The organism is uncultured Sphaerochaeta sp. (assembly GCF_963676625.2).
Classification (GTDB): Bacteria; Spirochaetota; Spirochaetia; order Sphaerochaetales; family Sphaerochaetaceae; genus Sphaerochaeta.
Window position 1 is genome coordinate 778,812 of sequence record NZ_CAXXYB010000004.1, and the last position, 14,205, is coordinate 793,016.

General features: G+C 40.7%; 13 protein-coding genes. 6 read left to right on the forward strand and 7 right to left on the reverse strand.

All coding sequences use genetic code 11. The features are described from left to right. Positions 1-71: 71 nt before the first annotated feature. Positions 72-992, reverse strand: coding sequence for a dihydrodipicolinate synthase family protein (locus tag ACHZBG_RS06665; RefSeq protein ID WP_320128672.1), 921 nt, complete (start codon positions 990-992; stop codon positions 72-74). A 199-nt stretch (positions 993-1,191) separates the two neighbouring features. Here ACHZBG_RS06665 and ACHZBG_RS06670 point away from each other — a divergent pair, with 199 nt between their 5' ends. Continuing rightward, positions 1,192-2,085 (forward strand): ribokinase, encoded by an 894-nt coding sequence (locus ACHZBG_RS06670; protein WP_320128673.1) that lies wholly within the window; start codon positions 1,192-1,194, stop codon positions 2,083-2,085. 34 nt (positions 2,086-2,119) lie between these two features. Then, positions 2,120-2,788, forward strand: coding sequence for a GntR family transcriptional regulator (locus tag ACHZBG_RS06675; RefSeq protein ID WP_320128674.1), 669 nt, complete (start codon positions 2,120-2,122; stop codon positions 2,786-2,788). Between the two features lie 475 nt (positions 2,789-3,263). Here ACHZBG_RS06675 and ACHZBG_RS06680 read toward each other — a convergent pair whose 3' ends face one another. From ACHZBG_RS06680 to ACHZBG_RS06690, 3 genes are all read right to left on the reverse strand, one after another. Next, on the reverse strand, positions 3,264-4,205 hold the full coding sequence (locus ACHZBG_RS06680) for an ABC transporter permease (protein ID WP_320128675.1): 942 nt from the start codon (positions 4,203-4,205) through the stop codon (positions 3,264-3,266). A 94-nt stretch (positions 4,206-4,299) separates the two neighbouring features. After that, a complete protein-coding gene (locus tag ACHZBG_RS06685) occupies positions 4,300-5,289 on the reverse strand; it encodes an ABC transporter permease (protein ID WP_320128676.1) in 990 nt (329 codons plus the stop codon). A 22-nt stretch (positions 5,290-5,311) separates the two neighbouring features. After that, a complete protein-coding gene (locus ACHZBG_RS06690) occupies positions 5,312-6,823 on the reverse strand; it encodes a sugar ABC transporter ATP-binding protein (RefSeq protein WP_320128677.1) in 1,512 nt (503 codons plus the stop codon). 189 nt (positions 6,824-7,012) lie between these two features. Here ACHZBG_RS06690 and ACHZBG_RS06695 point away from each other — a divergent pair, with 189 nt between their 5' ends. The 4 genes from ACHZBG_RS06695 (at position 7,013) to ACHZBG_RS06710 (ending at position 11,712) form a co-directional block, all read left to right on the forward strand. Beyond that, positions 7,013-8,020: a LacI family DNA-binding transcriptional regulator gene (locus ACHZBG_RS06695; RefSeq protein ID WP_320128678.1), complete on the forward strand. Its 1,008-nt coding sequence runs from the start codon at positions 7,013-7,015 to the stop codon at positions 8,018-8,020. A 118-nt stretch (positions 8,021-8,138) separates the two neighbouring features. Beyond that, entirely contained in the window at positions 8,139-9,140 is a 1,002-nt protein-coding gene (locus ACHZBG_RS06700) for a substrate-binding domain-containing protein (RefSeq protein WP_320128679.1), read from the forward strand. An 82-nt stretch (positions 9,141-9,222) separates the two neighbouring features. Beyond that, entirely contained in the window at positions 9,223-10,071 is an 849-nt protein-coding gene (locus tag ACHZBG_RS06705; RefSeq protein WP_320128680.1) for a sugar phosphate isomerase/epimerase, read from the forward strand. Between the two features lie 105 nt (positions 10,072-10,176). Next, the gene (locus ACHZBG_RS06710; RefSeq protein WP_320128681.1) at positions 10,177-11,712 is read left to right on the forward strand and encodes an FGGY-family carbohydrate kinase; all 1,536 of its coding nucleotides are present in this window, start codon (positions 10,177-10,179) and stop codon (positions 11,710-11,712) included. 45 nt (positions 11,713-11,757) lie between these two features. Here the strand turns inward: ACHZBG_RS06710 and ACHZBG_RS06715 are convergent, their stop codons facing one another. From ACHZBG_RS06715 to ACHZBG_RS06725, 3 genes are all read right to left on the reverse strand, one after another. Next, the gene (locus ACHZBG_RS06715; protein ID WP_320128682.1) at positions 11,758-12,168 is read right to left on the reverse strand and encodes an ABC transporter permease subunit; all 411 of its coding nucleotides are present in this window, start codon (positions 12,166-12,168) and stop codon (positions 11,758-11,760) included. An 84-nt stretch (positions 12,169-12,252) separates the two neighbouring features. After that, entirely contained in the window at positions 12,253-13,257 is a 1,005-nt protein-coding gene (locus ACHZBG_RS06720) for an ADP-ribosylglycohydrolase family protein (protein ID WP_320128683.1), read from the reverse strand. After that, entirely contained in the window at positions 13,241-14,161 is a 921-nt protein-coding gene (locus ACHZBG_RS06725; protein ID WP_320128684.1) for a carbohydrate kinase family protein, read from the reverse strand. The genes ACHZBG_RS06720 and ACHZBG_RS06725 overlap by 17 nt, the downstream gene beginning before the upstream one ends. Positions 14,162-14,205 lie beyond the last annotated feature (44 nt).

Below are 14,205 nucleotides of genomic sequence, written 5' to 3' on the forward strand. Positions count from 1 at the left end.
TTTTTGGATAGTATGAAAAATTCAGGTTACACACACTTTGCCCCATATGGGAGGCAAAGTGACTCATCCCATTATACAAGCTTGATATCAGGATAGACCTTGGCAAGGTTGTCGAATAGAATTTTCTTATCTGCAACATCAAGATCGGTAGCAGGAAGCCTTGGGTATCCGACATCTACACCCTGCATTCTCAATGCATTCTTGATCATTGGCAACCAGTGCGGATCGTCATTCGCGCGGCGAACATACATGAAGTAGTATGCAATCGGCAGAATTTTATCCCAAATCTTTCTTCCTTTTTCCAGGTCATGTTCCTTGTCGATGGCATCGAAGAGTTCGACACAAAGATCGGGAATCACATTGGGAAGACCAGAAAGCCAGCCGTCAGCACCGAGACAGAAGGCTTCGAGAGGAGCATAGTCGTGCCCATACAGTGCAGTAACCTTGTCCCCTGCAACATACTTTACGTAGTCACAACGCATCGGGTCACCATGAGCACACTTGACAGAATTCACATAACCCTCATCGGCAAGAACCTTTATTTGTTCTGGGGTAAGCTCATAACCGGCGAACCACGGATTGTTATACACCATGATCGGACCACCCCATGCCTTGGAAACGTCACGAATATGCTGCATCGCATCCTTTACATTCGGCTTGTAATAAAAAGGAAGGAGGCACATGACCCCGGAAGCACCTACATCCTTGTACTTCTTCACAGTCTCACAGGCAAGTTTGGTGGAATAGCCAATATACCCGGCATAGACAGGAACCCTACCCTTTGCACCTTCGACCGTCGCCTTGATGACCATCACTTTCTCATCGTCGGAAAGTGCAGCGCCCTCTGCGGTCGAGCCGGTTGGAGCAAGGCCATGAACACCCTTTCCTATCAACCATTCAGCGAATCTTTTCTGCCCTTCAAGATCGAGATTATCGTTCTTGTCGAAAATCGTCAGCATCGCAGGGACAATACCTCTGGGTCTAATTTCCATTTTTTTCTCCTCAAAACTAATATTGCATTTTGATAACCATGTAGCTAACATGTTGGTTATATTGTTACCACTCTTTTTTTAGTTGTCAAGCAAAATTTACAAAACCACAATTATCGACTAACCAACATGTAGGTTACCAACAAGATATTGACTCTTCCTTCCTTAAATTTCTATACTTCCCCTATCTGGAGGCGTTGCCGTGTCTATCCTTGTATTTGGTTCCATGAACATTGACCGAACATTTTACCTTCCCCACTTTCTTCTCCCTGGGGAAACGTTGCAAAGCAAGGATCTCACGGTTCATGCAGGGGGAAAAGGAGCCAACCAAGCAGTAGCGCTTGCAAAAGCAGGAGCACAAGTCTCGATGGCGGGAACCATAGGAAGCGATGGTATATGGATCAAGGGACTACTAGAAAATTATGGCGTTGATATATCACTTATACAAGACAAGAAAACCCTTCAGACGGGAACTGCTGATATCTTGGTAGATGATAAAGGAAATAATGGAATCGTCCTCTATGGAGGTGGAAACCAAGCCAACGACACTCAATATATCGACCAAGTTTTTTCAAAATGCAATAAAGGTGACTGGGTTGTCTTTGAAAACGAAATAAACAACCTCGCATACCTCTTTGCAAAAGCAGTCGAACACCAATTAAAAATCTGTTTTAATGCTTCCCCCATGGAAGAATCTCTTCTCAGCCTTCCTTTAGATACAGTCAATCTGCTTGTTGTCAACGAAATTGAAGGGGCAGCACTTGCTGGAAACAAAGGCAGCTATAATGAAATCCTTGGACACCTCGTAAAAAACTTCCCTTCAACAGAAATCCTTTTGACTATAGGAAAAGAAGGATCATTGTATGGTTATCATGACATTAGGTTGGCTTGTCCCATTGTTGAAGCCACTGTCAGGGACACCACCGCAGCAGGCGACACTTTCCTAGGCTATTTTCTTGCTATGAGAGCAAATGGGTTTGATGTCACGAAATCCATGACAGAAGCAACAAAAGCATCTGCCATTACGGTTTCCAGGCTTGGATCAATGGATTCTATCCCTTCTCGCAGGGAACTGGAAATTGTGCTTGGCAAGTAAATGACGATAGAATATTATAGAAGGGGCAGGACAAATGGATAAAAAACTTTCTTGGGTGCAACCAATCAGTACCCCCACACTAAACAATGAATGCTATAAGAAAATCAAAGAAATGATTCTCGGAGGGCTTTTGCCTTGGGGAGAACGCCTTGATGTAGGACTTCTCGCATCCTCTTTTGGTGTAAGTAAATTTCCAGTCATCAAGGCACTGGACCGTCTTTCCCAGGAAAAACTTTTGACCATTTCACCCAATCGCGGAACATATGTTACTACTCCCCATGAAAAAGATGTCAAGGAAGTATCCGAGATTAGGATCATGATCGAGAAATATGCGTTGAAAGCTGCATGTGGCAATGATATTGAGAAACTCACAGAAAAATTACATGCCATCCAGGAAAACTTCACTTCAGAAAAAAACGATTTCAGTTCTTTTCTCCAATATGACCGTGCTTTCCACTCTGCCATTGTAGAATCAGTTCATAACGAACAACTCAAGACATATTATGATTCCATTCGTACCCAGACAGAACTTTTTCGAACGAAAACATTTACTGAAGGCAACAGCAATGAGGCACTCAGCATGCACAAGGATATTCTCAAACACCTTGATTCAAAAGACATCGATGGGGCTATCACAGCCCTTCTCAAACACCTTATGCAGGTATACAAGGATGAAATTTCTTCCTTGGAAATAGGACAATAGACAGCAAAAGACATGACTCATCCTTTCTATATAATCGGAGATACTCGAAATACAGATACAGAAACATCCAATTCTGCAGAATATTGTTGAAAAATCACAATGCAACTCTTTCTGTTTACAGTTTAGATTCAATTAGTGGATAAAAAAAGTGTAACCAAATTATTATAGATCCACCTCTCCGGCAGACTGGAAATTGAAAGCTTGCATTGGCCTTGTTTAATGCTGAAGTATCTAATACGACATCATATACTCTTTATTTATTGGTGTATTTATTCATCCCCCACCAATTACAGGTTACCTCTTTGATGACCTAGGCCATAAATAATGGACGACAAACTCTGTTCTAATTCTGTATTGAAAAGCCAGAAGCAATCCCTTCGGGTTACTTGAATGGTAGGTGGAAAGTACAAGATTTCCACCTACTTTATTAATATGAATATATTTTTAACTCCATTAATCACTTCCTGTAAAGCCCCTATACAAATGCTATTGCTTTCTTTTGCTTTTTAAATACAGTTTTGCTGGAAATAAGAGGATAGAGAAAATTTATCATCATAACAACGATCAATACAGTACCAAATATAATGTTTCGCACATAATTGGTGAAACCAAGAATATTAAAACCACTTGCAATACATTGGAGGGTAAGAACAGAGAATGCTACACACAGTATTTTCCCTTTTCCTCCGTTGGGATTGACACCTCCCATGATGGCAACCAAAACAGTCAGCAACTGATAAGAATTTCCATATCCAACTTTAATGGAGTTGAAGCGACTCATCATTATCAGTCCACTTAATCCTGCCAAAACACCACTGATACAATATGTTTTTAAAAGTGTTGCCTTGTTATCCAAGCCGGAAAATTTTGAAGCCAGAGGATTTTCCCCATACATATAAATCGTATAACCAAGTTTTGTCTTCCCCATCAAGACCCACATTAAAAACGTGATGAAAATGAAGATATAAAAAGAAATCGGAATTCCAAGAAAACTTTCATTTGCCAGTTTAGCAACAACTACAGGGTAGTTTCGTAAAGATTGCCCTCCAGTAATTACGGTAGAAATCCCGTCAAATAATTTCATGGTTCCTAATGTGGCAAGAATAGCTGGAATACGTAATCTTGAAATGAGCAATCCGTTAAAACATCCCATGAGCAAGCCACTAATCATACAAATTAAGATGATAATTACCATTATCAAGAAAGAACTCGGATTGTTTCCAGCTGTTTCCAGATATTTGTACATGACAAGACTAGCAAAGATTCCTGAAAGGTTTGCATTTGCAATGATTGAAAGGTCGATCCCCCCAGTAATGATAGTAACCATCATCCCTAATGCAAGAATTCCAAATTCAGGAACTTGGAAAGCCATGGATTGTAGATTGAATTTACTGAGAAATGCTTTTGGTTCAATCATACTTAGTACAAGGAAAACGCAAAGCAACAATAGAAAATATAGCATTGAGTCCTTGAGAATAAAATATTTGTAGCGGGATTTCATAACTTTCTCCTTAGTTTTCGTCAGAACGGATCATGGTAATTCCAATGCTAATTATCAGAACACTACCAACTATGACAGAATCCCATGTTGAGGGAACACCCAATTGAACCAGACTATTTTTGATAAGAAATAGAATCGCAACCCCCAGAAAAGAACCCACGATTGTTCCTTTTCCTCCCAAAAGGGAAGCTCCTCCGAGAACTACCGCTGCAATAACATCCATGGTTACACTTTGGATATTGAATGGATTCACATAAGAAATGAGTGAGGTATTAAGAATTGAAGCAATTCCGGCAAGGAACCCAACAAAACAGTAAATAAAGAATTGTGTTCGCCAAATGGAAATACCTGCACGCCTAGCCGCTTCCCGGGAGCTGCCTATAGCATAAATATTTCTTCCTAAACCTGTATATTTAAGAATGATAGAAAATACAATCAAGAGAGCAACTGCTGTTATTGCTAGATAGGATAACCCATAGGTGCTTCCGGAAGCATTGGTGAATTCAATGATTCTGCCAGAACCAAATCCTTTTACCCATTCAGGAATTTTTGACAGGTGGGCTGTCGGCGCATTTTCCAATAAAAATCCAAAAAATATGTTTGAAGTTGCAAGTGTTACAATAAGAGCCGGTAGATTAAAAAGAGAAATAAGTACGGCGTTGACCGCACCCAAACAAATCCCAAGGAACCCAGCAATCAGAAAGGCTTGCCAAACATTCCCTCCCCCATGCGAGTTTTGATAGAAAATGGTTACATAGGCAGTTACTGCAGCAATTGAAGAGAACGATACGTCAATGCCACCTGAAAGCATGACAAGAAGTACTCCAATAGCCATAATTAAATAGGCACTGGAACTTTTCAGCAAATCAAAAAAGGATTCAAGGGAATAGGAGGTATGGCTGATAAGTGAAATTATGACAATCAGAACAATAATCAGAAGGAAAAGGAAAAATTCCTGTCCATTATGGTTACGTTTGATTGCATTGTAAAGTTTATTCATTTTTTTCCTCGTAATTATATTTCTAGGCAATTCCAAGTGCGTGTCTGATTTTATTTTCATCAACATCTTTTCTGTCTGAGTTCAATACGAATTCCCCATCCCTCATGACAAGTATCCGAGAAGAATTCTTCATTACTTCGGAAATTTCATCGGTGATCATAATAACCGCAATGTTTTTATCTTTGACTAGTTGCCGGATAAACTGATGGATTTCAGCCTTCGCCCCAATGTCGATTCCGATGGTCGGTCCATCAAGAATCAATATATGGGGATTGGTCGCCAACCATTTTGCCAGGACAATACGTTGTTGATTTCCACCAGAGAGTGATGTAGTGATATTGTTATGATTCTCTGTCTTGATTTTCAGCGTTGTCACCCAACTCTGGGAATTTTTTTCAAGTTCATCAGTTTTTAGGAGCCCAATGGAAGAAATATGGTCATCCAAAGTTGTTACGTTAATATTTTCTTTGATTGTTTTTTTGGTAAATAACCCTTCAGTCAGTCGGTTCTCAGGTACAAGGGCAATGCCCTGTTGAATTGCATCTTGGACTGTGTTAATTGAAACCAATTTCCTATCAATGAAAATACTGCCTGAGTCTGGGTTTTCAAGTCCAAAAACAGTGGAAAACAATTCTGTTCTGCCCGCTCCAACAAGACCAATTATTCCTAAAATTTCACCTCGAAATAATTCCAGGTTAATATTTCTGAATAATCCCTTTTTATTAAAATCAATCAATTCCAGCACTGGTTGCTGGGTTTTATCAATAATAGGAGTATAACTCTCGTATTCAGCTTCTTCTTTTCCTGTCATGAGATGGATAATATCATGTTCGGATACAGTGGCTATATCATCAATTTGCTCAATGATATGACCATCTCTGATAATGGTAATACTGTCAGCGATTTTTATTACCTCATCAAGTTTATGTCCGATAAAGATGACTGATACCCCTCTTTTCTTCAAGGCAAGAATTATTTGAATCAGATGGTCAACATCTGATTTCCCAAGACTTGCAGTTGGCTCATCCATAATCAAGAGCTTAACGTTATTTGTTATAGCTCTTGATATTGCTACCAATTGTTGCTGGGCAATCGAAAGGCTATTTACAAACTGATGGGAATCGACCTCCAGCTGGACTTCTGCCAATGCCTTTCCAGCCTGGTTATACATTTTCCGATAATTAATAAATGGGGTTCGATTAGCTATGCGATCATTAGTCAGGATATTTTCAGCTATTGTTAAATTGGGAAATAAAGCCAAATCCTGATAGATGACTTGTATTCCTTCATGCATTGCCATAGCAGGAGTATAGTTTTCCATTCGATGGCCACAGATTTCGAGGTAACTCTCATCCAAGGGATCATAAGAAAGAACACCACTGATAATTTTCATCAAAGTAGATTTACCGCAACCATTTTCACCAACAATGCAATGGATTTCCCCTTGCTTAATACAAAGGTTAACATCAACTAAAGCTTTAACCGCATCAAATGTTTTATAGACATGATGAATTTTTAAAAAATCTTGAACCACGGGTCTATCTCCTTAATTTTAGCCAAAACATTTTCCAGAGCAATGTTCTATTTGTCAGAATCCGTTGACAACAATGTAATGTTCACTCATTATTTAGTAGCAAGGTTATTTTAAAAACACATTTCCTTATCTGTCAAGTTAAACATTTAACAACTTGTATATGGATAGGTAAAGCAGAGGGTTGATTCTATGAGCACAATCAAAGAAGTTGCGGAGTTGGCGGGGGTTTCCATTGCAACTGTTTCTTATGTTATCAACGGGACAAAGCATGTAGCTCCAGCAACGGAAGCTAGAGTTCATCAGGCTGTCGAAACACTGAATTATCGGATAAATCATTTTGCATCTAATATCAAAAGCGGAAAGTCAGGGTCTATTGCTTTCTTGATGGCCGATATGAGTAATCCTTTTTTTTTGGAGACGGCAGTAAGTCTTGAAAAAAGCCTGAGAGAGGCAAAATATAACTTGATATTGGCTAATACTGATGAAAAAGTAAATCTTGAGAAGGAACAGGTTGATCATTTATTGGACCATGCCATCGATGGTTTGATAATTGCGCCATGTACAGTTAATAACTTCTATCTTAAAAACATGTTACCTGCAAATTTCCCTCTTGTTTTCTTTGATAGGATTCCAGCAAATATGCATGCGGATTGTGTCCTTTCAGATAATAGGAAAGGTTCCCTTGAGGCTGTAGAGTATCTCATTTCCCTTGGACATAAACGAATTGGGATTATATCAGGTATGTCAGGATTAACGTCAACTGTCGAACGCGAAATGGGGTATATTGAAGCTCTTGAGAATCATGGAATCCCTTTGGATAGAAACCTCATGCTAAATGGTGATGGACGAAAATTCAGTGGGTACCAATCCATGCAACAACTAATGGACATCACTGATATCACTGCCGTTTTCATTACAAATAACATGATGTCACTGGGAGCCTTGCAATTCCTCAATGACAACAAGATAGCTGTCCCCAAAAATCTTTCAATGGTTATTTTTGATGATTACGATTGGTCAAGTATGTGCAGTCCTTCGTTAACTTCGGTTAAACAAAATACTATTTTACTGGGAAAGACTATTGCTGAAGTTATTCTTGCAAGATTATCAGGAACAGTTTCGAATACAAATTTTTGCGAACATCGCATTCAGACCCAATTGATAAAAAGAGCATCTTGTTTAAAGATAAACAAATAAACATTTAAACTATATCTTTTTTTCGGAACCAGTTATTTTATTTGACAATTCCTTGAACCTGACAATATAATTACCCATGAGGTTAAACGTTTCATAATTTAAGGAGGATTTTATAATTATGAAGAAATTATTGATGGTTCTGTTGGGCGTCTTAGCTTGTTCAACTTTAGTATTTGCATCAGGGGGCAAAGAAACCCCAAAAGGTGACAAGCCCTATGAAATTGCAATTGTTGTTAAACTGGAACATCCTTGGTTCGATGATATGAAGATCGGCATACAAGAAGCTGCCAAGGAATTGGGAGTGAATGCCTACATGCTTGCACCTGCTGAAGCTGATGCTGCACAACAGGTGGCCTTGATTGAGTCCTGTATAGCGAAGGGTGTTGATGCCATCTCTGTTGTCCCTAATGATCCGGCAGCTCTTGAACCGGTTCTGAAGAAAGCACAGGATGCAGGTATTATCGTTATTTCACATGAAGCTGCTTCTGCCCAGAATGTATCTTTTGATATTGAGGCTTTTGACAATGCCGTCATGGGTCGCCGTTTCATTGATGATATTGTCAAATTTGGCGGCGAATCCGGTAATTATGCTTTCTTTGTAGGAAACCTTACCGCAGAAACCCATATGGAACGATTCAAGGCAGCAATAGCATATCAGAAGGAAAAATACCCTAACTGGCATTTGCTTACGCCTACCCCACTTGTAGATAATGAAAACACGCAGACTGCTTATGAAAAAACTTTGGAATTGATTGCCACCTACGGAGACAAGCTCAATGCAATAGTTACTTGTGCTGCAGCCTCTCCTGTTGGTGTTGCCCAAGCTTTACGGGAAAAGAACATGGTAGGAAAGGTCGTCAGTGTCGGATCGTCAGTCCCTTCCATGGTAAAACCATATATTGAAGATGGGTCTGTATCAGCAATTTCACTTTGGAGACCTGCAGACGCTGGGTATGTACAGGTTTGGCTTGCCAAGGAATTGCTTGATGGAAAGACTATTACTGAAGGACAATCCATTCCCAAGTTTGGTCCGATCACAATAAAGGGTAAAGTTATCCTTGGTGGTGACAGTGGATGTGTTGATTGGGATAAATCTGTCATGAACGATTGGTATTTCTAGGAAAAAGCATTGCTAGCTCAAAAACTAAGAATAGTTGAGAGCTAGCTTGTTAATCAATGATTGCCTTAAGGAGAATTAACCCATGCAATTAGGTATTCATGCATATGCTTGGTGTTCCGAGTGGTCAAACAAAACATTGGATATTCTTGATACAGCAAAAAAGGAAGATCTTGATTTCCTTGAGATTCCCTTGATGAAGCTTGAGGATTTTGACTCAAAAGCAGTATTGAAGCGAAAGAATGAAGTTGGTATCGATGTTGTTACGTCGAATGTCATTCTTGCAGCTGAGCAAGATATAACGAGCAAGGTTCCGGAATATCGCTCAAATGGTATCCGGTATCTGAAACAGTGTGTTGATGCAACAGCTGCCGTTGAATCAGATAGTTTTTCAGGAGTTCTTTATAGCCAGTACTGTAAACCAGCAACTTTACCGCCAACGAGTGACGACTGGAAATGGTCTGCAGAATCCCTTCATGAAGTAGGGATATATGCAAAGCAATTTGGTATTACCATTGGTTTGGAACCTGTTACCCGATATGAATCCAATTTGCTTAATACGTGTGAACAGGCGATTAATCTACTTGATATGATTGGTTTGGAAAACGTGAAGGTGCATCTTGATACCTATCACATGAATGTCGAGGAAAAAGATTTCTACCAAGCGACAAAACTTGCTAGAGGAAGGCTTTGCCACTATCATTTTTGCGAAAATGATCGGGGTATTCCTGGTTCAGGCCATGTTGACTGGGAAGGGGTTTTTCGTGCTTTGAAAGAAAACGACTATCATGGTCGTGTTGGAATGGAAGGATTTTCTGATATTACCGATAATATGTCCACTTGGGTATGGAGAAAACTTGCCCCCAGTGGCGATGTATTTCTTCATGAAGGTATAAAATTCATCAGATCCATGATCAAGAAATACGATTTATAAACTTATTTTTATCTGCTTTGTTCATCCCCGTTGGATCAAAACCTCAGGCACCATGTTGAATGCCAAGCATTCAACGGGGATGACATATATTTTGGGGAGTTCTTCATGCATACATATCTGCTTGCTCATGATCTTGGAACCAGTGGTGATAAAGCTGTTCTATTCGATACTGAAACACTTTCCATTGCAGGGGATGTCGTAAAAGGATATACAACCTATTATCCCCAAGAGGGTTGGGTTGAACATGTCCCAGAAGATTGGTGGTCTGCTGTTTGTGACTCCAGTCGATTACTGATTGAACAAAGTGGGATTAAACCCGAACAGATTGCCGCAGTGTCCTTCAGTGCCATCATGAATAGTTGCCTACCAGTAGATACGCAAGGAGTTCCCCTTCGGAAAGCAATGATTTGGTGTGACCAAAGGGGTATTTCTTCCATTCCAAAGCTGTATGCTTTTGCTTCTGAAAATACATTCTATGAAAAAACAGGACATCGATTGAACGGAACCTATGCAGTTGCTAAAATGCTTTGGTTCAGGGACCATGAAAAAGTTCTTTTTGACAAAACTTATATGTTCCTTCAGGCAAAAGACTACATTGTACATAAACTAACTGGAATTTTTGCATCAGATTATACCGATGCCTCCCACTTGGGTATTTTAGATCAGAAAAATAAATGCTATTGGAAGGAGTTGCTTTCATACTTGGAGTTCCCTCTTGCAAAATTTCCTCCTCTTTATCCATCAACCTCCATTATCGGATATATAACTTCCGAGGCAGCAAAAGAAACTGGTTTGCGAGAAGGAACTCCTGTTGTCATTGGAGGTGGGGACGGTTGCTGTGCTACTGCTGGTGCCGGGGTATATCGACCAGGGCTTGGTTACAATATTCTCGGGACTTCCTCATGGAATGGTACAATTAGTGATTCGATGCTTACCGATCCTGAAAAAGTAACATTTTCTTTTATCTATTTGGATGGAAAACATTATATGGCTTTGGGAACAATGCAAAGTGCAGGGCATTCCCTGGAATGGCTGCTCCGTACCGTTTACCCAGATTTTGAGACAAACAAAAAAGAGATATTCGATAGGGTCAATACTGAGATCGAATCGTCCCTTACGAAAAAAGATGAAGGAAATAAAAGTAATCTTATATATCTTCCTTATCTGATGGGAGAACGAAGTCCCTGGTGGAATTCAAATGCACGAGGATGTTTCATAGGCCTTAATGCTTCAACGACATCCTTCGATATGCTTAGATCTTGCATGGAAGGGGTAGCCTTCAACTTGAAAGTTATATTGGATGCTCTTGAAGTTAGTGCAGGCCCTCTTGAGATGAGAATAATTGGAGGAGGTGCAAGAAACAATGCATGGCTGAAAATTATTGCTTCGGTCTGGGACAGGACAATTTCAGTCCCCAAGTATCTTGTGGAAGCAACTTCGCTCGGAGCCATTCTCTGCGCAGGTATAGGGGTTGGTATTTTCCCGGATTTTTCTGTTATAGAAAAGATAAATCCATCAGTAAAATATTATGAGCCAGATAGAGTTCTAGCCAAGAAATACAAGCAGTTATATCCTATCTTTCTTAATGGATACCATCAGCTGATTGAAGTTTTTGAACAGTTACAGGATGTGAAAGGATAAGAGATAAATTAATCTTAAGGTACTGCAGGTAGTGTAAAATCAAGCTTACAATTTGGATTTGAAAAAGTCACAGAGAGTTCCATACTCTTTGATAACGACAACCACCAACAGAACCACTGAAAGGGCACTTGCCTCACCTAGTCTACCATCGGAGACAGCTCCATAGATCTGGACAGGAACGGTACAGATCTTCCCGCTATATAACAAAATAGTCGTACTCAATTCCTGAAGCAGCGTCGTAAGGGTAAGGATGGAACCTCTGATGATCGCAGGAAGAATGAGAGGTACACTCACCTTCCTGAATGTATAGAACCAAGAGGCTCCGGCAATTATCGAAGCCTCCTTCAAGGAAGGATTCAACTGTGTCAGACTGGCTGCAACTGAACGATACACATAGAGAATTCCCCGGATCATAAAAGAAATGATGAGTATCGTGCAGGTACCTGTCTGTCTCATCGTGGATAGAAAGATCCTCATTCAGTTTACAATGATGCTTTTCTTATTTGAACTTCTTTTGCCCTGAGGACAAAGCTGAATAGATTACAGAAAACGAATCTCAATCAGCTGTTCAGCAATCGATAGAAAGGAAAAGGGATTCTGTTTCTCTATCGATTCCTTTATATCTAAGGGTATTGCATCCGCACCTTGATAGGCACCGCACATTCCACAGGCAATCGCTCCTATGGTATCAGTGTCGCCCCCGACATTTGCCGCAAGTTTTGCAGCTGTCAATAAGTCTCCACCTGCATGCTTGACAATGGCAAAAGCTGCAGGAACCGTCTGGATAATCGGCAAGCCCGTTCCCACACGATAGTACAGACAGTCGAGAAATGTGTCATCATTATGCTCACCCTCTGTTATTTCGAGTGCATAGTGAATTCGTTTTGCCACTGAAGGGCCAATGGTCTCATAGCCAACACGTTCACCGATAGATGCATACGAACAGGCAATGTCCAATAACTGAGGCAAATCATACTTTCCTGCAAGACATCCGGCAACAAATGCAGTTATCGCACATGCACCACCGACTGCACAGTCAGTATTGTGGGTCGGTTTGCAAATTTCATGCACCAAGGAGACAAGGGACTGTCCGGATTCCAAAGATGATACCAATCCAGCCGGGATAATCTTCATTGCAGCCCCATTGGTAATGCCGTTTTTCCCGGCTTCCACTGGTGTCATCCCTTTCTGTATCTTTTCCAGGGCAGATCGTGTGCTGGGCCCGATGACAGTCTTGGTCTTTGCCGCTTCACGATCCCATTGCAAAACCTCATCGACAAACCTTTGGATGGAATATGAACCATGGTTATCGCAAAGATTTTTGGCAACCAACATAGTCATATAGGTATCGTCAGTAGTCTCGTAAGGGACAAAGCCTGCAGAAATGGAATTGTCATCGGGACCAGGAAGAAAGCTATCAATCCAGGAAAAACGGTCCTTGATATGTTTGCGGGACCACATTTCCACAGGCATTCCCAAAGCATCCCCTATTGCAACCCCCAATAAAGCTCCATACGCTCTGGATACATTATGCTCGATAGCCATTGACAGCCTCCAAAGTAGGACAACTTCTCGCTCCTGTGCCACCACAAGTCAATAATGCACAAATTGCGGCAAATTCCATTGATTCAGAAAGCGATCGTTTTTGCAATAGATACTGATACAGCATTGCTCCCATATAGGAATCGCCGGCACCTGTAGTGTCAATGATATTCCCCGACAAGGCTTCCTGCCTATACTTTTTTCCCGAGGGATCATACGCAACGGAACCATCGGAGCCAAGAGTAAACAATAAAGTTCCCGGGCAATAGTCATGTAATAAATGAGCACAAACATCAAGATCTTCGGTTCCACATAGTTGATAGAGCCCTTCGCGACAAGGAGCAAAAAGATCAACATAGGCTAGGGATTCCAGAATCTGTTGCTTGTCGATACCAAAACCCTTCATCTGGGGAAGACCGACCTGCATATTAAAAGCAGTTTTCAACCCTGCCTGTTTAGCCGCCCGAAGCCCTGCATATGCTGAAGAATAGGGCATAAGATCCGTGTAAAAGACATCCGCATTACTGATATATGAATAATCCACTTCATCAGTCTTCAAATTCAAGAAACAGTCCCCCATATCGAGCATGATGAATTTTCCACCAGTCTCATCGACGACAATATCGGTATGCAACGTTGTCCCGGAATCCTGGACAACCATGTGCCTATGATCGATTGTTTCCTTGTCGAAAACCCGAAGAAGTTCTTTTCCCTGCATATCGTTACCTATCTTGGCAATAAAACCGCAAGAGGCTCCAAGCCGACTCGCCTGTACAATTACATTTGCCCCACTTCCCCCGGGAAGCAACCGGGTTGATTTTATAACACAGAAAGCATCTTCCTTGGGAAGCACATCCACATTGAGAATCGTATCCATCGCAATGGAACCCAAACCTACTATGTTCATGAAAAAAATCTCCTCTTTCATAGATATTGTTTTATTGCTTCTTT